Origin of the sequence: Sulfurovum sp. (genome assembly GCF_036568385.1) — a bacterium.
GTDB lineage: Bacteria > Campylobacterota > Campylobacteria > Campylobacterales > Sulfurovaceae > Sulfurovum.
This window is the reverse complement of sequence record NZ_DATCSP010000008.1, coordinates 13,951-33,988: the sequence shown is the minus strand read 5'-3', so window position 1 is coordinate 33,988 and position 20,038 is coordinate 13,951. Positions and strand designations below refer to the sequence as shown.

21 protein-coding genes and 5 tRNA genes are annotated in these 20,038 nt (G+C 44.3%); 14 read left to right on the top strand and 12 right to left on the bottom strand.

The features are described 5' to 3' along the window. The 6 genes from VIM88_RS00790 to VIM88_RS00765 form a co-directional block, all read left to right on the top strand. Window positions 1-814: ribonuclease J (locus tag VIM88_RS00790; protein ID WP_331860973.1), on the top strand; the 814-nt coding region annotated here is incomplete at its 5' end. 136 nt (window positions 815-950) lie between these two features. Continuing rightward, complete coding sequence (locus VIM88_RS00785; protein ID WP_331860972.1) at window positions 951-1,919, top strand: KpsF/GutQ family sugar-phosphate isomerase; 969 nt, start codon at window positions 951-953, stop codon at window positions 1,917-1,919. A gap of 102 nt (window positions 1,920-2,021) precedes the next feature. Then, complete coding sequence (locus tag VIM88_RS00780; protein ID WP_331860971.1) at window positions 2,022-2,900, top strand: pseudouridine synthase; 879 nt, start codon at window positions 2,022-2,024, stop codon at window positions 2,898-2,900. A 3-nt stretch (window positions 2,901-2,903) separates the two neighbouring features. After that, on the top strand, window positions 2,904-4,085 hold the full coding sequence (locus tag VIM88_RS00775; protein ID WP_331860970.1) for a replication-associated recombination protein A: 1,182 nt from the start codon (window positions 2,904-2,906) through the stop codon (window positions 4,083-4,085). A 69-nt stretch (window positions 4,086-4,154) separates the two neighbouring features. Then, entirely contained in the window at window positions 4,155-4,430 is a 276-nt protein-coding gene (locus tag VIM88_RS00770; protein ID WP_331860969.1) for a YMGG-like glycine zipper-containing protein, read from the top strand. A 34-nt stretch (window positions 4,431-4,464) separates the two neighbouring features. Further along, window positions 4,465-5,172 carry an OmpA family protein gene (locus tag VIM88_RS00765; protein ID WP_331860968.1) on the top strand — a complete coding sequence of 236 codons (708 nt, stop codon included), beginning with the start codon at window positions 4,465-4,467 and terminating at the stop codon, window positions 5,170-5,172. Window positions 5,173-5,178: 6 nt separating this feature from the next. Here VIM88_RS00765 and VIM88_RS00760 read toward each other — a convergent pair whose 3' ends face one another. After that, window positions 5,179-5,589, bottom strand: a complete 411-nt coding sequence (locus VIM88_RS00760) for a hypothetical protein (protein ID WP_331860967.1) — start codon at window positions 5,587-5,589, stop codon at window positions 5,179-5,181. A gap of 146 nt (window positions 5,590-5,735) precedes the next feature. Here VIM88_RS00760 and VIM88_RS00755 point away from each other — a divergent pair, with 146 nt between their 5' ends. Continuing rightward, window positions 5,736-6,134: a hypothetical protein gene (locus VIM88_RS00755; RefSeq protein WP_331860966.1), complete on the top strand. Its 399-nt coding sequence runs from the start codon at window positions 5,736-5,738 to the stop codon at window positions 6,132-6,134. Window positions 6,135-6,173: 39 nt separating this feature from the next. On the opposite strand, the gene VIM88_RS00750 is transcribed toward VIM88_RS00755, so the two are convergent. From VIM88_RS00750 to VIM88_RS00730, 5 genes are all read right to left on the bottom strand, one after another. Continuing rightward, window positions 6,174-6,258: transfer RNA gene (locus VIM88_RS00750), tRNA-Leu, on the bottom strand. A 52-nt stretch (window positions 6,259-6,310) separates the two neighbouring features. After that, window positions 6,311-6,387, bottom strand: a tRNA-Arg gene (locus VIM88_RS00745). A gap of 40 nt (window positions 6,388-6,427) precedes the next feature. Then, window positions 6,428-6,504: transfer RNA gene (locus VIM88_RS00740), tRNA-Arg, on the bottom strand. Window positions 6,505-6,540: 36 nt separating this feature from the next. Then, window positions 6,541-6,616: transfer RNA gene (locus VIM88_RS00735), tRNA-His, on the bottom strand. Window positions 6,617-6,660: 44 nt separating this feature from the next. Beyond that, window positions 6,661-6,737: transfer RNA gene (locus tag VIM88_RS00730), tRNA-Pro, on the bottom strand. A gap of 192 nt (window positions 6,738-6,929) precedes the next feature. On the opposite strand from VIM88_RS00730, the gene VIM88_RS00725 reads away from it, so the two are divergent. After that, a complete protein-coding gene (locus VIM88_RS00725) occupies window positions 6,930-8,381 on the top strand; it encodes an alanine/glycine:cation symporter family protein (protein WP_331860965.1) in 1,452 nt (483 codons plus the stop codon). 38 nt (window positions 8,382-8,419) lie between these two features. Here VIM88_RS00725 and purM read toward each other — a convergent pair whose 3' ends face one another. The 3 genes from purM to VIM88_RS00710 form a co-directional block, all read right to left on the bottom strand. Next, window positions 8,420-9,415, bottom strand: a complete 996-nt coding sequence (gene purM / locus VIM88_RS00720) for a phosphoribosylformylglycinamidine cyclo-ligase (protein WP_331860964.1) — start codon at window positions 9,413-9,415, stop codon at window positions 8,420-8,422. Continuing rightward, entirely contained in the window at window positions 9,415-9,585 is a 171-nt protein-coding gene (locus VIM88_RS00715) for a hypothetical protein (RefSeq protein ID WP_331860963.1), read from the bottom strand. Before VIM88_RS00715 ends, purM begins: the two co-directional genes overlap by 1 nt. 192 nt (window positions 9,586-9,777) lie before the next feature. Beyond that, window positions 9,778-10,092, bottom strand: a complete 315-nt coding sequence (locus tag VIM88_RS00710) for an MTH1187 family thiamine-binding protein (protein WP_331860962.1) — start codon at window positions 10,090-10,092, stop codon at window positions 9,778-9,780. 68 nt (window positions 10,093-10,160) lie between these two features. Here VIM88_RS00710 and VIM88_RS00705 point away from each other — a divergent pair, with 68 nt between their 5' ends. Together VIM88_RS00705 and VIM88_RS00700 are read left to right on the top strand one after the other, a co-directional pair. After that, window positions 10,161-11,375 (top strand): NAD(P)/FAD-dependent oxidoreductase, encoded by a 1,215-nt coding sequence (locus VIM88_RS00705; protein WP_331860961.1) that lies wholly within the window; start codon window positions 10,161-10,163, stop codon window positions 11,373-11,375. Next, the gene (locus VIM88_RS00700) at window positions 11,372-11,683 is read left to right on the top strand and encodes a hypothetical protein (RefSeq protein WP_331860960.1); all 312 of its coding nucleotides are present in this window, start codon (window positions 11,372-11,374) and stop codon (window positions 11,681-11,683) included. The genes VIM88_RS00705 and VIM88_RS00700 overlap by 4 nt, the downstream gene beginning before the upstream one ends. Window positions 11,684-11,824: 141 nt before the next feature. Here VIM88_RS00700 and typA read toward each other — a convergent pair whose 3' ends face one another. Next, entirely contained in the window at window positions 11,825-13,642 is a 1,818-nt protein-coding gene (gene typA / locus VIM88_RS00695; protein WP_331860959.1) for a translational GTPase TypA, read from the bottom strand. Between the two features lie 147 nt (window positions 13,643-13,789). Then, window positions 13,790-14,893, bottom strand: a complete 1,104-nt coding sequence (locus VIM88_RS00690; protein WP_331860958.1) for a deoxyguanosinetriphosphate triphosphohydrolase — start codon at window positions 14,891-14,893, stop codon at window positions 13,790-13,792. A gap of 159 nt (window positions 14,894-15,052) precedes the next feature. Between VIM88_RS00690 and VIM88_RS00685 the strand changes: the two genes are divergently transcribed. The 4 genes from VIM88_RS00685 (at window position 15,053) to VIM88_RS00670 (ending at window position 19,422) form a co-directional block, all read left to right on the top strand. Beyond that, the gene (locus tag VIM88_RS00685; RefSeq protein ID WP_331860957.1) at window positions 15,053-15,895 is read left to right on the top strand and encodes an FAD-dependent thymidylate synthase; all 843 of its coding nucleotides are present in this window, start codon (window positions 15,053-15,055) and stop codon (window positions 15,893-15,895) included. A 136-nt stretch (window positions 15,896-16,031) separates the two neighbouring features. Further along, window positions 16,032-16,697, top strand: a complete 666-nt coding sequence (locus VIM88_RS00680; protein ID WP_331860956.1) for a porin family protein — start codon at window positions 16,032-16,034, stop codon at window positions 16,695-16,697. Between the two features lie 244 nt (window positions 16,698-16,941). Continuing rightward, entirely contained in the window at window positions 16,942-17,574 is a 633-nt protein-coding gene (locus VIM88_RS00675; RefSeq protein WP_331860955.1) for a porin, read from the top strand. A gap of 174 nt (window positions 17,575-17,748) precedes the next feature. Further along, window positions 17,749-19,422: a L,D-transpeptidase family protein gene (locus tag VIM88_RS00670; RefSeq protein WP_331860954.1), complete on the top strand. Its 1,674-nt coding sequence runs from the start codon at window positions 17,749-17,751 to the stop codon at window positions 19,420-19,422. Window positions 19,423-19,443: 21 nt separating this feature from the next. Here the strand turns inward: VIM88_RS00670 and ruvC are convergent, their stop codons facing one another. Continuing rightward, the gene (gene ruvC, locus VIM88_RS00665) at window positions 19,444-19,929 is read right to left on the bottom strand and encodes a crossover junction endodeoxyribonuclease RuvC (RefSeq protein WP_331860953.1); all 486 of its coding nucleotides are present in this window, start codon (window positions 19,927-19,929) and stop codon (window positions 19,444-19,446) included. Between the last annotated feature and the right edge of the window lie 109 nt (window positions 19,930-20,038).

Sequence of the window (20,038 nt, the reverse complement as noted above, 5' to 3'; positions counted from 1 at the left end):
GCCCAAATACGCTGACCATGAAGTGCTCATCGTCACTACAGGCTCACAAGGGGAGACCATGGCTGCGCTGAACCGTATGGCAACGGATGAGCACAGACACATCAAACTGAAACCATCCGATACGGTCATCATCTCTGCTTCAGCGATTCCCGGAAATGAAGGGTCCGTTTCCAAACTGATGAACCAGCTGATGAAAGCAGGGGTAACGGTACGCTACAAAGAGTTCGGAGACATTCACGTTTCCGGTCACGCAGGACAAGAAGAGCAGAAACTGATCCTGAGACTGATCCAGCCTAAGTTCTTCCTGCCGGTGCATGGGGAATACAATCACATCGCCAGACATGCACAGACAGCCGTAGAGTGCGGTGTAGACGAAAGAAATATTCTGCTTATGAGCGACGGGGACCAGGTAGAGATCACGACCAAATATCTCAAAAAGGTCAAAACGATCAAAAGCGGAAAGACCTATATCGACAACCAGAACAATATGACCATTGAAAATGATGTGGTGCTTGACAGACAGAAACTGGCTGAGGACGGTATTGTGAACGTGGTGGCTCAGATCGCACAAAGCAACCAGAAGGTTGTAGGCAAACCGGTAGTGACAAGTCACGGGCTTGTGCCGGCGAAAGAGGACAAAAAATTTGCGAAAGAGATAGAAGTGCTGCTTGAGACGATGCTGCTTAACATGAAAAAAGAATCGCTCAAAGACCATCGATTTGTGGAAAATGAGATCCGTACGGTCGTAAGAAAACATGTGATACGTACCAAAAAGAAATATCCGCTTATTATCCCTACGATCTTTATCATCTAAGAGACTCTTCTGCCTGCAGGCAGAAGAGATCATGATCGTACAGACTCCCCTCACCTGTTTGAAATAAAGCCTAAGCAATAGCGCTCCTCTCCTGTGAATTATGCTATAATCTTTTAAAAAATCTAAAGACGTAACCATGGACCTGATCAAAATCGCACAAGAAACATTTCATATTGAAGCAGATGCCCTCTACAAGGCTGCCGAACGTTTGGACCAAAATTTTCTGAATGCCATTGCACTGATCCTGGAGACAAAGGGGAAGCTAATCATCACGGGTGTCGGAAAGTCTGGTCTCGTAGGTGCCAAAATGGCCGCGACCTTTGCAAGCACGGGGACTTCAAGTTTCTTTTTGCACCCTACAGAGGCCCTTCACGGGGACCTGGGAATGATAGGCAAAGAGGATACCCTGCTTGCCATCAGCAGCAGCGGTGAGAGCGAAGAGCTGACAAAGATCCTTCCGCATATCAAGCGTTTTGATATTCCCCTGATCGGGCTGACCGGCAATAAAAGTTCAACGCTTGGATCGTATGCAGATGTGTTCCTTGATATCTCTGTGGAAAAAGAGGCCTGTCCGCTGGGCGCCGCACCGACCACTTCCACCACCCTCACGATGGCACTGGGAGATGCACTGGCTGTAGCACTGATGGAGAAAAGAGGCTTTAGGCAAGAAGATTTTGCCTCTTTTCATCCCGGAGGATCGTTGGGGAAAAAACTTTTTGTGAAGATCAAAGATCTGATGCGGACAGAAGATCTGCCTGTCATCCATGCCTCTGCCACCCTCAAGGAAGCCATTGTGAGGATGAGTGAAGGGAAACTGGGCACGGTCTTGATCGTAGATGCGTCAGATAGGTTTATTGCGATCCTAAGTGATGGCGATCTTAGAAGGGCGCTGATGCAAGAGGGGTTCAGCCTGGACCATCTGGCCATCGAATATGCCAGCAGAGATCCCAAGAGCTATACCAATACCGATCTGCTGGCAAGTGATGCCCTTGAGATCATAGAAAAAAGCCGCATACAGCTTTTGCCTATCACGAACGACAGAGGCAATATCATCGGTGTGCTGCACATCCATGACCTGATCAATGCCGGGATCAAAAGCAAATAAAAAACAACTCAATCAACTGGCCGCATGCCCCGTCTGTCAAAGACGGCAACGCATCAGTGAGCAGGCAAGGCTTTGCTTTTCCTGCATGACAAAGGATACACTATGAGACTGAATAAATTTATATCACACAACACAAAATACTCAAGACGAGAAGCAGACAAGCTCATCGAAGAGGGTCAGGTCACGCTCAACAAAAAAACGATCAAAGATTTCGGCTATGAAGTCGAAGAGGGTGACCACATTGCTGTCAAAGGGAAACCGGTCAAAGAGCATAAAGAACTGACCATGGTCGTCTACAACAAACCCAAAGGGGTGCTTGTCACCAAAAAAGATGACAGAGGCCGGGCGACGATCTACCATAAGCTTCCGGGCAAATACAGACACTTTGTACCTGTAGGCAGGCTGGACTATGCCTCTGAGGGTCTTTTGCTCTTAACGGACTCTCCAGAAGTCGCAACAGCCCTTATGGAAAGCGGTTTGGACCGTACCTATAACCTGAAGATAGATAAACCCATCACGGAAGAGATGATCACCGCAATGAAAGAAGGCCTGGTACTCGATGATGCACGTGCCGGTGCACATGAAAAATCGAAGATCTACAGTATGGAGTTTGCCCCTTTTGCACACTTTGAGATCAGAGCCGAGGGGAAGAATTTTACAAAACTTCGTGTCACGATCACCGAAGGCAAGAACAGGGAGCTGAGACGTTTCTTTGCACATTTTGATGCCAAAGTACTGGATCTCAAACGTGTGGCCTTTGGGGGTATCGAGCTGAACAACCTTCCTACCAACAAAACACGCTACTTTACACGCAGGGAATATGATGATCTCCACAAGTTCATGAAACGCAGAAGAACCAATGCTGCCATAGAGGCCAAGAACACGGCCAATGCACGCAAACAGGAAGCGCAGAACAAGCAGGAGAAAACGTTTGACAAACAAACATCCAATAGCGCAGATAAAGTTGCGAAAAAAGAGTAAGTTTTGCCAAACCTTGCACTGAAATATCGCCCCAAAACACTGGATGAGATGATAGGCCAATCACACCTTTTGGGTGAGCGTGCCATACTGCAAAAGCTGATCGCCACAGGCAACCTCTCCCATACCTTCTTTTATGGCCCACCAGGATGCGGGAAGACCACGCTTGCCAGGGTGATCGCTTCCCTGCTTGATATGCCTTTTTACGAAATGAATGCCACCACACTCAAGATAGAAGACCTGCGCAAGATCTTTAAAGAGTATACCCATGCCCTGCAAAAACCTCTGATCTTCATCGATGAGGTCCACAGGCTCAGCAAGAACCAGCAAGAGGTGCTATTGCCTTTTATGGAGAACCAGGCGGCACTGATCATCGGCGCTTCTACAGAAAATCCCTACTACTCTCTTACCGCGGCGATGCGTTCGCGTTCACATCTTTTTGAACTCAAAGCGGTCAGTCAAAAGGAGCTGCATGCCTATCTCGATCATGTGCTCCGACTAGAAGGGATCCTGATAGAGGAGGAGGCAAAAGAGTATCTTGTCTTTTCCAGCGGCGGGGATGTCCGTGCGATGCTCAACCTGCTTGAGAGCGCTGCCGCCGTAGAAAGCCCTGTCACACTTGCCACGCTCAAACAGATACGCCCGCATGCGATGCAGGCAGGAAGTTCCGAGAGCGAAAGCCACTATGAGCTCACCTCTGCCATGATCAAAAGTATTCGCGGGTCTGATATCGATGCCTCCATCTATTATCTTGCCAGGCTGATAGAAGGGGGAGAACCTGCCGAGTTCATCGCAAGGCGATTGGCCATACTGGCCAGTGAGGATATCGGCAATGCGAACCCCCCTGCCCTGAACCTTGCAAGCTCTACCTTGAACATCGTCAAGCACATCGGGTATCCTGAAGCCAGAATATCCCTCTCTCAGCTGGTCATCTACCTTGCCTCATCCCCCAAGTCCAACAGTGCCTATATGGCCATCAACACGGCCATGAAAGATATCGCAGCCGGGGAGATACACCCTATTCCCTCCCACATCAAGACCCATGCAAAAAACTATCTCTATCCGCATGACTTTAATGGCTGGGTAAAACAATCTTATCTTTCTGTCCCCAAACAATACTATCATACCAAGCAGATAGGTTTTGAAAAAACCCTTTGGCAGTGGCATGAAAAAATAAAGTCTCACTGATCAGCCACATTTTCAACACATTTCTATGCTATAATTAAAAACATTTTATATAAAAAGGAACTATTAAAAATGAAAAGAAAAACGCTTAAGATCATGCTTGCATCAGCTGCAAGTATTGCCTTGTTAAATGGCTGTACAGGTTCAGAAGCAGTACCAAACAATGCCACACAGACAGGTGCAGCAACCGGTGCTTTGGCAGGTGCTGTCATAGGGTATAATTCTGGCAGCCACAGCGGAAGAAATGCAGCAGTAGGCGCGCTTCTTGGTGCAGCAGTCGGTGGCGGTGTAGGAAGTGTTGTAGACAATCAAACTGAAGAACCTGCAGAAACAGGCGGCTGGGAATAACTATTGAATCTTAATAAAATTAAAAGGAAGTAAAATGAAACTAGGTAAACATATCGTTACTGCAACCGCAGCAGCCTTTATGCTGGGGGGATGCTATAATCAGCCAGGACTGGTAGAGGATCAAAGCTACAATCGTACAAAGACCGGTGCTGCTACCGGTGCCCTTGCGGGTTCGGTCATAGGATATAATGCGGGCGGCCATGATGCAAAAAGTGCCATCATCGGTGGTCTTCTTGGCGCTGCTGTAGGTGGGGCTGTCGGCTATAATATGGATCAGCAGGCCAATGAAGTGGCACGCGCACTCGGTACAGGAGTCAGTAGTGACCCGCTTGCCGCGCTTGACCCGCGAAGAGACATCGTCGTATCAAAAACCAAAGATTATGTAAAGATCATCTTTAGAGATCGCATGATGTTCGCTACAGGATCATCTACACTACAATCCAGTGCAAAATACAAAGTCAACAAAGTAGCACAGGTTTTACGTAACTATCCTCAAACAGTTGTAGGTGTAGCAGGATTTACTGACGATGTAGGAAGCTACCAGTACAACCTTGGACTTTCACAAAGACGCGCAGCTACCGTCAGCAATATGCTTGCGGTCAATGGCAGACCGTATACCAAAGGGTGTTCTTACGATAAAGCTATCGCACCGAACGATTCTGCCCAAAACAGAGCGCTTAACAGACGTGTAGAAGTGTATCTCTATGCAGATAGAAATAAAATGACGGATCCTTGTCGTTAGGATCCCCTACTCCAACAGGTCAAGTGAACGCTTGGCCTGCTCCGCATTCATTGCCCCAGAAAGATATTCACTCTCGGTCTTATCAATAGACGCATTCAGTTTTGCTTTTAACACCTCACCCCTGACCCTCTCTGTCACAAAAATTTTCATTTCAGGAAAATCAGGGAACAGTGCTAAAAATTCTTTTTTCAACTCAGAATCGTTCCATGCGCCAACCTGTACATTTACCGGGGCATCTGTCAGATCAAGTATCTCGCGCCCTATGCTGTCAACACTCCTATACTGGTCATATTGGTGTTGCTGTTTATACTCTTCACTTTGGAACTTGTCATCTTGCTGGATATCCCCCACAAATTGCGTAATAAAATAAATAAATCCAACACCAATGAGAACAAAGAAAAATAAGCTTTTATCCATGAAAAATCCTAACCCATATATTTGATTGATTTGAATAGTATACAATAATTTTTGCAATAAGTGAATTGAAGTCTGTGCATTAAAAGTATTCTGAAGCAATTAAAGTCGATAAAGATATAATAGGATCAAAACAAAAGACAGAAGAAATGAAACATATACTACTGGCCATCATAACACTATTGATCGGAACAAGTACGGGTCTTAGTGAAGAAGTGATAAAAAAGAGCGACAGCAAACTTAAAATTCGACCAGAAATCATCACAACTAACAAGGTTACCAGAAAACCCATCAAGAAAATAAGAAAAAAACCGAGAATAAAACCGATGATCTACCACCATTACTATACCACTACCATAGAGAAGAATTGTGACAGATATATAAATATCATCGAACAAAAAGATAAGAAAATTGAAGCATTATCCAATGAGATCAAAAATTTAAAAGAGAATAAATATGAAATCATGCGACAAGAACTCAAAGAAGAATACGAAAAAGAGATGAAAAAATTTGAGGAAAGAAGGTATAAAGGTATCCCCCAACCGTGATAAAAAGTGATTAAATGCCTTGAAAAAGGACTTTGTGAGTGGTGCGGATGAGAGGACTCGAACCTCCACGCCGTAAAGCACCAGATCCTAAGTCTGGCGTGTATACCAATTTCACCACATCCGCATGTGATTGTTTTACAAAACAATGAAAAGTAACTGTTCCTGAAAACAGCAGGTGGTACACCCGTTAGGATTCGAACCTAAGACCCTCGCCTTAGAAGGGCGATGCTCTATCCAGCTGAGCTACGAGTGCACAAAAATATAATAATAAATATCAAAACTGATACATTAAGTGGTACGCCAGAGAGGACTCGAACCCCTAACCCTCAGATCCGAAGTCTGATGCTCTATCCAATTGAGCCACTAGCGCTTCATCATTCGGGTGGTCACCCTGCTTAATTACCAATGGGGTGGATGACGGGGCTCGAACCCGCGACACCCAGTGCCACAAACTGGTGCTCTACCAACTGAACTACATCCACCATAATTAAATGATTACTTATTATTATAACGTTAAATATCTAAATGGTCGGAGTGAAAGGACTCGAACCTTCGACCCCCTGGTCCCAAACCAGGTGCGCTACCAGACTGCGCTACACTCCGAAATGCCTTTTCAGGTCAATACTCTCTGAAAAAGGAATGCAATTATAGTCAAAAGAGTTTTATTTGTCAATAGAATTTGAAAAATTTTTACAACTTTTTGATCTTTCCCTTTTATCTGCTGATAATACTAAGCTCTCTATAAAATATATCTTATACAATAAAAGAATCTCATCATATCAAAGGTACCAAAAAATGAATGAAATTTTTAGCAGTATCAATAGCTTTTTGGAGTATATACTCTTTTTTGATATTCTTTTCGGACAAGTGGAAGGAAGCAGCATTCCTTTTCTGGTTGCATGGCTTGTCTGTGGAGGTGTCTACCTTACTTTAAAAATGGGATTCATCAACCTTAAGATGCTTAAACACTCATTTCACATCATCAAAGGTGACTACAAGACCAAAGACGATAAAGGAGAGATCTCTCCTTTCAGGTCGCTGACCACGGCACTTTCTGCTACTGTCGGACTCGGTAATATTGCAGGGGTTGCACTTGCCATCGCTATCGGCGGGCCCGGTGCAACCTTTTGGATGATCGTCGCCGGATTTTTGGGAATGTCACTGAAATTTACCGAAGTGACCCTCTCTTTGAAACACAGGGAGTTTTTACCTGATGGCACTATTATGGGCGGGGGGATGGAGTATCTCTCCAAAGGCCTTGCCGAAAAAGGTATGGGCGGATTTGGCAAGATACTCGCTGTCATATTTGCTATTTTTATGATCGGTGGTGCCATTGGGGGAGGAAATACCTTCCAAGTCTCACAGGCACTCGGGGCCGTAGGCAATGAAGTAGGTTTTGTCAAAGAGAGCCCCTGGATATTCGGTGTGGTACTTGCTACGCTCACAGGTGCGGTCATACTCGGCGGGATCACACGTATCGCGGCTATTACCTCCAAGATCGTTCCGTTCATGGTCACCATATACATTGCGACCTCTCTCTGGATACTGCTGAGCTACGTCAGTGAAATACCTGCAGCCTTTGGACTGATATTCACGGAAGCATTTGCACCTACTGCCGTCGCGGGTGGAATGATCGGTGTCATCGTACAAGGATTCGAAAGGGCGGTATTCTCTTCAGAGGCAGGTATCGGATCCGCCCCTATTGCCCATGCCCCTGCACGCGTCAAGTACCCTGTACGCCAGGGTATGGTCGCACTCTATGAACCCTTTATCGATACGATCGTCGTCTGTACGATGACCGCACTGGTGATCGTTATCACCGGTGTTTGGGACCCGGGTAATGGGTTTGCCCACCTTATAGAAGGCAAAGAGGGTGCTGCGCTGACGGCTGCAGCCTATGGGAGTGTGATCAGCTGGTTCCCGACGGTGCTCTCCTTTTCTATCTTTCTCTTTGCATTTTCAACCATGATCTCCTGGTCCTATTATGGTGAAAGAGCATGGGTATATCTCTTTGGTTCAAAATATTCTGCGATATACAAGATGATCTTTTTAGCCTTTATCATTATGGCCAGTATTGTCGATACAGGGATTATGGCGAACTTCAGCTTTATGCTGATCCTTGCGATGGCACTGCCCAATATACTGGGTCTTTATATACTCAGCGGCGATGTGAAAAAAGATTTGAAACTGTATCTGGAGAAATTAAGGTCCGGAGAACTGGATAAAGAGGCGATAAGAGAGAAATGATCTCCTCTTATCGAAGATAGAACAAAAAAGATGGTCTTTTAAACCATCTCTACACCTTTTTCACCCTGTGCAAGTGCACCGATGACATAACCGTCGGTATTGGCAAGTACCGTGTCTACATCTTCCGGTTCAACGACCCATACCATACCTACCCCCATATTAAAGGCTCTGTACATCTCCTCTTCGGCCACATACTGGCTCATGAACTCAAAGATAGGCAATACCCTGATAGCATCTTTGTTCACAATGGCTCTGATACCCTCTGGAAGGACTCTGGGAAGGTTTTCTACGATCCCTCCGCCTGTGATGTGGGCCAGGGCCTTGACATACTCTTTATTGGCCTTATACTCTTTGACGTAGATGCGTGTCGGCTCAAGCAGTGTCTCCACAAGCGGTTTGCCGTTAAAATCGTCCTGAAGGCTCATACCCAACTTGTCGAAAAAGAGTTTTCTTACCAGGGAATAACCGTTGGAATGTACCCCGGAACTAGGCATGGCGATGAGTACCTGCCCCTCTTTTACATTGGCTACCGTATCCATTTCCGAACGCTCTGCGATACCTACCGCAAAACCTGCAAGGTCAAAATCATCTTCTGCATACATACCCGGCATTTCCGCTGTTTCACCGCCTACGAGCGCACATTCGCTCCTGCGACACCCTTCTGCGATACCCGCAACCACATCTTTTGCATTTTCAGGTAACAGTTTGCCTGTCGCATAGTAGTCCAAAAAGAACATCGGTGTACCGTTATTGCAGATAAGATCGTTCACGCACATGGCCACAAGGTCGATACCCACCGTGTTCAGTTTACCGCTTTCTATCGCAATTTTGAGCTTTGTCCCTACCCCGTCTGTGGCAGAAAGGATCACTGGTTCCTTATACCCGGATGGAAGCGCATACGCTCCTGCAAATGAACCGATGCCGCCGATGACATTTTCATCAAAAGTAGATTTCACATCACTTTTGATCGCTTCTACAAACTCATTACCCGCATCGATATCTACACCGGCATCTTTATATGATATATTTGACATTATTGGTTGTCCTTTTCATTGGTTTCTTCGCATTTACACGCAGGGAAGATCTTTTTAAGCATCATAAGCCCGGGGCAAAATCCTGTCAATCCTGCGATGATCAGCATCACCATCATGGCAAATTGTAAAATAAATGCAGCTGCATACATGCCCGAACCTGCTAAGCCCATAACAAATCCCAGTAAACTAGCCTGAATTAAACGTTGTATCCTTTCAGCACACATTTAAGATCCTTATGAGAAATTGGGCATATTATATCTAAATTTAGCTGTCTAACTTCCCTTAGGCGCCTTCAGGGGTCATGCCCAAAAGGATGTCAAGATGCTATCTTCTTTCCTGAAAGGCATACACAAGCCGTCAGATCAAGCGTTGAGTTTTCTTCCCAGCTTCTCTTCGACGGAAGCCACTTTATTGCCCAACCTGCCCACCGGACCCTCGCGCCAATCGATCTTGATCGAACTATAGACACGGCCGCAATCTTTCTGAAGCTCTTCGTAGGCTTTGTTGATGACGGCCAGAACCTCTTCTACTGTTTCACCCTCTATGATCGTCCCCATCGGTGTAAGCTGATAGGCCAACCCGCTTTGATCTACGATATCCAGTACCCTTGCTACAAAAGCACTTTTACTCTGGGTTTTTTCTGTGGGGAACATTGAAAATTCGACTAATGCACTCATTGCTATCCTTTGGTTTTTTTGATGTTATAACAGATTATAGGTTATAATCTGCCATATAAAGGATAAAAATGGTGGATATGATCGTTGTAGGTGCGGGAGCTGCAGGACTCATCGCTTCCATTACTGCCGCAAGAACAGGGCAGAAAGTACTGCTGCTCGAACAAAACAGCAAAATAGGCAAAAAGATCCTGGTCTCGGGCAATGGAAAATGCAACATAGACAACAGGTATATCTCTGCCAGGCGTTTTCATGGTGAGAATCCCGACTTTATAGATGAAGTTCTAAACGGGTATGGCTTTGAAGTCGTAGAAAAGTTTTTCACATCCATAGGACTCGAACTCATTGAAGGCAAGGAGGGAAAAATGTTTCCCATGTCCCTGCAGGCAAGTTCCGTGGTTGAACTGCTGGAGTTTGAGGCCCAAAAAAGAGGTGTGCAGATACTCTGTGACTGTGCAGTAACCTCCTTAAGTAAAGATGATGATACTTTTACCGTAGAAACATCTCAAGGATCCAAACGTTGCAAAAAACTCCTTTTGGCATCAGGTTCACCGGCCGCACCACAACTTGGGGGTTCGAACTCAGGATATGCCTTTGCAACAAAGATGGGACATAGTCTCATACCACGCCACCCCTCACTGGTACAACTCTGTTCAGAAGAGCAATGGGTGAAAACGTGTGCTGGAGTAAAAGTAGCGGGACTGGCAAAGCTTTATGCCAACGGAGAGTACGTCACAGAGAAAAAGGGTGATCTTCTTTTCACCAATTACGGCATCAGTGGGCTGGCGATACTGGACCTGAGCCGGGAGGTCAGTACCAGGCTGGCAGACTATGACTATTGTGAACTAAGCCTGGACCTTATGCCTGGACTCAGCAAAGAGAAACTCACGAACCTTATGATAAACCGTCTTGACACTGCAAGTGAAAAACCCGTAGAGATATGGCTGCACGGTATATTGAACAAAAAACTTATTCACATCATACGGGAGCAGTCAAAATGCAGCGCCAGGAGAGAATGTGAGCTGAACAGAAAAGAGGTGGGGAAACTGGTCTATGCCATCAAAAACCTCAAACTCTCCATTAACGATACCAAAGGTTTTAAAGGGGCCGAAGTGGCCACCGGCGGCGTGAATACTGCAGAAGTGAACCCGCAAACGATGGAGTCAAAACTGGTACCCGGTCTCTACTTTGCCGGAGAGATACTCGATGTGGACGGGGACAGAGGAGGATTTAATTTTCACTTTGCCTGGGTGAGCGGATTGAGAGCGGGAAATCATTTAAAATGATGAATTTTTTAAAAGCACTCTACAATGGAAAACTACCTTTAAAGGTGATGGTATGGATATATGGTATATTGCCTTTACTATTTATTTTTTTAAGTGATAATTTGGAAATATTTAGCCAAAAAGCGGGTGCAATTATTGCCTGGATAATTGCTATTTTTACTTTTATAGCATGGAGTGGGATCAAAAAGAGTACTACCAACCCACTTCTTAGTATCATTGCTTCAATACTTCGTTTTATTTTATTTATGGTTATTATTTTTGCAGGACCCATGGCAATCATTTTTGGTTTTTCTGGATATCAAGGATAAAATATTTATAGGTGTAATAAAACTTCTAGTTTGTATTAGCTTTGGATATGAAGTTGGTGTGGAGAGAGGGAGCATACGTATAAGTAGGTAAGCGAACTGAACACCATCTTCCGATTCGAAGATGGTGCGAAATGGAAGAGTTTATTTTGCGTTCTTTTTGTCTCTTGCCATTCTCCTTCGCACATTCTCATCCAGATATTTCTTTCTGATCCTAATGGAAAGCGGTGTAATTTCGATCAATTCATCGTCTTCTATCCACTCCATCGCACTTTCGAGGGTGATAGGTCTTGGCGGAATCAGTTTGATCGCATCATCCGCACCCGAAGTTCTCATGTTCGTAAGCTGTTTTCCCTTAAGCGGGTTCACATCGAGGTCTCCAGGTCTTGCAGACTCACCGATGACCATACCTGAGTACACTTTGTCTTGCGGGCTGATGAAAAGCGTTCCTCTGGCTTGCAGGTTGAAGATAGAAAACGCTACCGCTTCACCGTTATCCATAGAAACCAGCGCACCAGGTGTTCTGCTGACAACCGTTCCGGAGTAAGGTCTGTACTCCAGGTAAGAGTGGTTCATGATACCTTCACCTTTGGTGTCTGTCAAGAATTCGTTTCTGAATCCGATCAGTCCTCGTGCAGGAATTTCAAATTCGAGCCTTACCGTACCGTCTGGCATTGGCGTGAGTGAAGTCATCTCTGCTTTTCTTTTACCGAGCTTTTCAATGGCAACCCCCTGGAACTCTTCAGGAACATCCACAACCAAATGTTCAAATGGTTCCATTTTCACACCGTTCTCTTCTTTTACAACCACTTCCGGACGGGCAAGTAGGAATTCGAATCCTTCTCTTCTCATATTCTCTGCCAGGATACCGATCTGAAGTTCACCACGACCCGAAACTTTGAATGCTGCATCACCGGTAGGTTCCATACGCATAGCGATGTTTGTCTCCATCTCTTTTTCAAGTCTTTCACGGATCTTGTTGGAAGTGACATGTTTACCTTCTGTACCGGCCAAAGGACCGTCATTGACTGACATGATAACGGAAAGTGTCGGCTCTTCCACATGCATCGGGTCTAGCGGCACCGGATTTACAGGATCACAGATAGAGTCGCCCACATCGATATCGGCGAACCCTGCGATCGCTACGATATCACCTGCTTCCGCTTCCTGGATCTCGATACGGTCAAGTCCTTTAAATCCGATCAGTTTAGAAACCCTCGATTTCGATTTAGAACCATCTGCCTTCACAAGCAGATACTCATCTCCTTTCTTCACTTTCCCGTTAAAGATACGTGTAATACCGATACGTCCGACAAAGTTGTCCGAGTCAAGGGTAAATACCTGCGCCTGTGTATCCGCATCCGGCGAACCCTGCGGATAAGGTACTTTTTCCAGGATCGCTTCGAAAAGCGGTGTCATATCTTTGTTTTCATCTTCCATTTCCCATTTTGCATATCCGTCTCTGGCTGCTGCATAGAGTACCGGGAACTCAAGCTGCTCTTCATTGGCATCCAGTGCCACAAGCAGGTCGAACATCTCATCAAGTACTCTTTCAGGGTCTGCACCGTCTTTATCGATCTTGTTGATCACCACAACCGGGATCAGCCCCAGTTCTATCGCTTTTTTCAAAACGAATTTGGTCTGTGGCATTGCACCTTCCTGTGCATCCACAAGCATCAGTACACCGTCCACCATCTTAAGTACACGCTCGACCTCACCACCGAAATCGGCGTGACCCGGAGTGTCGATAATATTGATCTTATGATCACCATAGGTAATAGCCGTGTTCTTTGAAAGGATCGTGATCCCTCTTTCTTTTTCGATCGCATTGCTATCCATAGCTCTCTCTTCTACATGCTGGTGCGCTGCGAATGTACCTGACTGCTGGAGAAGCTGATCTACCAATGTTGTTTTACCGTGGTCAACGTGAGCGATAACCGCGATGTTTTTGATTTTTTGCATAAAATATCCTAAAGTAGAGTTTTGCACCCTATATGTAATTTTCGCGAATTATACCCAAAATATGCTATATAAGAGATTTTAATGCAAAAAAGTGCCTAACCCACCTTCTGGTACTTTATAGCAAACCGGCATATACGCATCCCATTGCTAGAGGGAAAACCCGTACAATTCATGATAGGTTTTCATCGCATATCTATCCGTCATGGCTGCAATATAATCTGCAATGACCCGCTCTTTCTTACGCACATCAAAAAGAGATTTTTGATAGGGAGGCAGTAAATTTTCATCTTCTCTGAATGCTGTATACAACCCTTTGATACACTGCTTTCCCGCATGCATCTTACGTACTATTTTTTGATGCTTGTAGAGTTTTTGATGTAAAAGTTTTTTGAGCTGTTTGAGCTGTCTGGCTGTCTCTTTGGAAAAGCCTACAGGCAGTTTCTCCTGCGCATCTATCGTCACGCAGATGGGCTCCTCCCGGCGATACTTTTCTGCCCCCACTTTTGAATTTGTTATAAAATCTTCCACAAGCAGCTTGATAAGACCGGCGACAAAACGGTGTCTGTAAAGTTTTTCCTCTCTTCTGATACCTTCCTTCTGTACTACCTCATCTACTCTCAGACAAAGCTCATCCTTCAAGAGCTCTTCAAACGTGATGAGCCCGTATTTGATGCCGTCGTCAATATCATGGGAAGTATAGGCGATCTCATCGGCATGGTCCACTACCATGGCTTCAAGTGAGGGATGTTTCTCCAGATCAAAACGGGGATCCAGACCGTCTAAAAACGGCTTTTTATAGGGGTATGAATGCTTAAGTACGCCCTCAAGCGTGGCAAAAGTGAGATTGAGTCCATCAAAGTCCCTGTAGCGTTTTTCGAGCTTGGTAAGGACCCTGAACGACTGAAAATTATGTTCAAAGCCCAGAGGTCTTCCGTCTGCTCTAAGCAGCTTGTCCAACTCGTCACCGCCTACATGTCCGAAAGGCGTATGCCCGAGATCATGCGACAGGGCGATCACCTCCGCCAGCGTTTCATTCAGCTCCAGCATGCGCGAAAGTGTCCGTCCAATCTGGCTCACTTCCAGCGAATGGGTCAATCTTGTACGAAAGTAGTCCCCTTCATGGTTCAAAAAAACCTGCGTTTTATATTCCAGGCGTCTAAAAGAGCTGCAGTGAAGTACCCTGTCCCTGTCTCTTGCATAGGGGTCTCTAAAATCCTCTTCGAAACTAAAAAATCGTTCATCTGCCTTCATTCAAATACTCCTCGTTCTGCTAGATATGCTTTTCAGATCAAGCCAATAAGCTACACCAATGCTAACTTCTTTTTGGCAGAAATCCTATGTGACCCGCTGCTTATAATAATTAAATTTTATAGTGATATAATTGTAGCAAAATATTGATGGAGTGTAATGATGGGGAAAATAGAAATGTATCATATCGAATACGAAAAGCCGAAAGTTACACTATTACAGCAGAGCGGTCTCGGCGTTGCAGAGATCGCGGCACGAACCTGTTACGACAGTTTTGAGAACTCTGAAAACGAATGTGTCAAAAATGCCATGCAAACACTGGATACCGATGCCATCAATGACATTGACGACTCGGAACTGCTTTCCAACCTTGCTTGGGTACACCACCACCACTCCATCATCGAACATGCCACGCTGAGCTATCTCATACAGGGAACCTCTAGAGGGGTGCTCCAGGAGCATGCCAGACATAGACTTCAGGCTATCTCTGTCAGAAGTACACGCTACACGATGTCCAGTGTGATCAACGCTTTTGTGGCTTCTCTTGAAGCAGAAGAGGGTTTTGCCTTCTTTTTTGAAACCCTCCTTACATTGAATCTGTTTGTCATTTCGGACAAGGCCTATCTGCAGATAGAGATCAGGGCCATCTATGACAAACTACGCTTCCAATATCAAAGAGACAATGATTTTATACAAAATGCCGTAGCCAAATCATCCCTTCCGTTCCTGGAGGAACACAAAGGAGACGCTGTTGCGCTCTATGCAGCACTGGAGAGTGGAAAGAAAAAAAGAAATGTGGGAGATGGATTCAAGCACATCGTCACTGACAACTGGAAAGTGGACATGGTGGTCACCTTTAATATCAGAAGTCTCAAAAACTATTTTGACCTCAGAGATTCGGGTGCCGCATGGTTCCAGATACAGTGGCTGGCCGAAGCGATGAAAGCCGTCACCCCTGTAAAATACCTCAAGCTCATCGATAAAGACCATAGAAATAAAGCATAAGCACAAACCTTGACAGTTATGATAGAAATATGGTTTTATATTTCTAAATAACTTGACATTATAGTTATAAATATGCTATACATATAGATAGTATACTTTAATTTGGTATATTAAAATACATAACAAGGAGTGTCAAATGAAAAAATTCAATCTTTCATTAGCAGCGTTTTTGGCAATGGGTACTTTCGCAATGGCAGGTGGAGATATAGCTCCAGTTGAACCGGTGGTGGAAGCTCCGGTGGTAGTAGAGGAACCTTCTACGGGTGCGTTCTATGTAGGTATAGCCTATAGTGCAGCGAACTATGATGAGACAATGTCGTACACATTGACAGGAGTAACAGATCTACCTCAAACGGGTTCAGTATCAGGAGACGAAGATTACAGTGCCGTCATGCTGCAGGCAGGGTATAAATTCAACCCCTATATAGCGGTGGAAGGTAGATACTGGTTCGGTCTTGAAGAAGATGTTGGTGACAATACAGATCTTACCGTTGATACCTGGGGGATCTATGTAAAACCTATGTACCCGGTCACAGAGGCGTTTGACATCTATGCACTGCTTGGTTATGCGGATTCAGATGTTGAACTTTCAGGCGGAGGCACTACAGTAAGCCCACCATATGACATGGATGGTTTCTCATGGGGTATCGGTGGTGCCTACAGTTTTACAGAGAACCTTGCTGTATTCGTTGATTATACCAGTCTATATGATGACGATAATACAGTCACCTATGATGTGGGAACTGCAAATTTTGACGAAGAGATCACTTCATGGAACTTTGGTGTAACCTATACATTCTAAACACCTTTTCTGCTAAGCTTAGGCTTGGCAGAGTTTATCTGTTTTTCTATTTTCCTCCTGCTATATTTTACTGATACTTCAAAATTCTGCCAATGTGCAAACGCATTTTTCAAATGCCGGTTTGACTTATTCCAGAAACAGCTGCAATACCATTTAATAACTTGACATTATATGTATAAATATGATATACATATACATAGTATACTTATTAAGTATATTAAAATACATGTACAAGGAGTGTAAAATGAAAAAATTCAATCTTTCATTAGCAGCGTTTTTGGCAATGGGTACATTCGCAATGGCGGGTGGAGATATAGCTCCGGTAGAGCCGGTTATTGAAACTCCGGTAGCAGTAGAGGAACCTTCCACAGGTGCTTTCTATGTAGGTTTGGGTTATTCGTATATGAATATGAATATCGATGGGTATACTTATACTTATACTCCATTTACAGGTACGGTAAACGCCGTTCCTGCACCGGTCTCAGTATCGGTACCGGAAGAGGATCACGATGGGGATGCGGTGCTTTTACTGGCAGGATACAACTTCAATGAATATGTTGGTGTGGAAGCAAGATATGCCGGTTTTACTGACTGTCTTGAAAATGCTGGTATCTATGTAAAACCACAGTACCCGATCGGTGCTGTGACCGTATACGGATTGCTCGGATACGGGGAAACTAGCTATGACAATGGTACAGTAGACCTGTCTGAAGACGGTTTCCAATGGGGTATCGGTGCGGACTATGCCATAAATGAGAAAGTAGCAGTCTTTGTGGACTATACAAATCTCTATGATGATTCCGGATTCGATGGTCACCTCACCGGTGTCGACCATATGGTTGATTCCATCAACGTAGGTGTAACCTATACATTCTAAACTTTTACCAGGCCTATAGAGGCCTGGCCGAACACAACAATATTGCTAAATACGCTCTTCTTTACTAATTATTAATCTTACACTGAAAAATTTCACTATAATACGTTTTTTAAACTATATATTTTATTATGGAGCACTTTTTTGCGTTTTTTCACTCTACTGACATTTTTGCTATTGACACTACATCCTCTTCAGGCTGAACCTCTCTCGATAGAGAATATTTCTGCACATATCCAGCAGGGACTCAAAACACGTATAAAGGGTCAAAACAAAGAGATCATTCAAAACATTTATCAGGAGACAGACTATAAACCTTTATGGATAGGTAATCAAGACAGAAAAAAAACCAGTCATCTGATACAGGCATTGAACGATCCTCTTTTTAACTATAAGAACAAACCACTGGATCAAGCATCTATCAAACGTCTTTTTTATCAGCTGGATAACGGTGAACTCAGTAATAGACGACAGGCTGCAGCCTATGCCAGACTCGATCTTATCCTCACCAGTTCGATGGTACGCTTGGTACGGTTCATTGTCCAGGGAGATGTGGACTGGAATATGGTACAGGAAAAATTGGCTGCTCTTGAGCAAAGTGATGATATCAAAGCCGTATGGGAAATGTCATTCAAACCATTTCCGGACCAGGATGAACTGATAGCTGCAATAGAGGATGGCAACATTTATGAATATTTGACCTCGCTGATACCTATGGAAAAACGCTACAGAAAGCTTGTGAAGCTACTTAAAAAGTATCGCGGGATGGATAAGTTTCCAAAGATAACATACAGCAATGATGACCTGAAAGTAGGTGACAGTTCAAGTCGTGTCGAAACGATAAAAAAACGCTTGCAGATCTCCGGAGATTATCCTAGATATGCACCCATAGACAGCAATTTTGACGAAACATTGAAAAAAGCCGTTATGACCTATCAGAAACGTTATCTTCTTAAAGTCACAGGCGTGGTAGACAAAACAACGACCTATTACCTCAATCAGCCTGTAAAAACCAATATACAGGCCATTATCACAAATCTGGATAAAACAAAACTCTATCCAAAACAGTTTGAAGAGGAATACATCGAAGTGAATGTCCCTGATTTCAATCTTCGGTATTACAGAGATCATGAAATGGTCATGAAAAGAGCTTTGGTGGTAGGGCGTATAGACAGACCGACACCACTTTTTTCAGACAGAATACGTTATATGGTACTGAACCCCACATGGACCATTCCCGATAATCTCATCAAACGAGACCTGATCCCCGTACTGAGAAAAAACCCTGGATACCTCGAAGAGAACAATATCCATGCATTCAGAGGCAAAAATGAGGTCCAGGTCACGCAAGAGATGCTGCGTCCTTATGAAAAAAGTGAAAGTCCCGTACCTTACCGTTTTGTACAGTTCCCTGGAGACAACAATGCACTGGGGCGTGTGAAGTTCATGTTCCCTAACAAATATGATGTCTATCTGCATGATACGGACAATAAGTCCCTGCTTTCAAGGCGTTACAAGATCTACAGTTCGGGCTGCGTACGTGTGGAAAAACCTTTTGATCTTGTCACACTGCTGCTTCAGCATGTAAGAAAAAGCTATACCAAAAATGAGATAGACAAGATCATTGCAAGTAACGAGCCGACGACCATTGGCCTCAAACAAACCATCCCTGTGCATATGCTTTATTTTACAGTCTATGAAGAGGATGGCCTGGCCTATTTTAAACATGATATCTATCTCTATGACAAGATCATTGAAGAGTCCGTGCGGGGGAACAAGAAATCAACATTCAAGATACCGAAAAAACGTATGATCACTGTCAAAGAGAACGCCAAGCCTCTTTCTAATTAACTTTCTATCCTGACTGACTACTCAACTACTCTTTTTACGCATCTTCACTCTTTGAAGATGCGTCAATGCAATGGCCATGGCATCTGTAATATCCAAAGGCTTGATCTCTTTTTTGATACCCAACAACCGCTTGACCATAAATGCTACCTGCTCTTTGGTTGCCTTACCGTTTCCTGTCACTGCTTTTTTCACCTGCAAAGGTGTATATTCGTAAAAATACCCTATCTCCTGAAGTATCTTTAGAGAGAGTGCACCTCTGAACTGCGCAAGCTTCAGAACGGTCTGAGGATTATAGGCAAAAAAGATATCCTCAATGGCCACTTCATCCACCTGGTGTGCCTTTAAAATGATCTCTATTCCCTCTACAAGCTCTACGATCTGCTCCTGCAGCTCTTTTGCTTTTATTTTGACCAAACCGGCTTCCAGAAGTGAAAAGTTTTTTCCATCCCAAAATAGCAAACAGTACCCTAAATTACGGCTTCCGGGGTCTATACCTAAAATATTCATTCACACCTTTGTTCACATAGTGAATAAAATTATTCAACTCTGTTTGATAACGCTATTTTAGCTTAAGTTGGCTAAAATACGATAAGTTATTCACATAAAGAATTTTAAC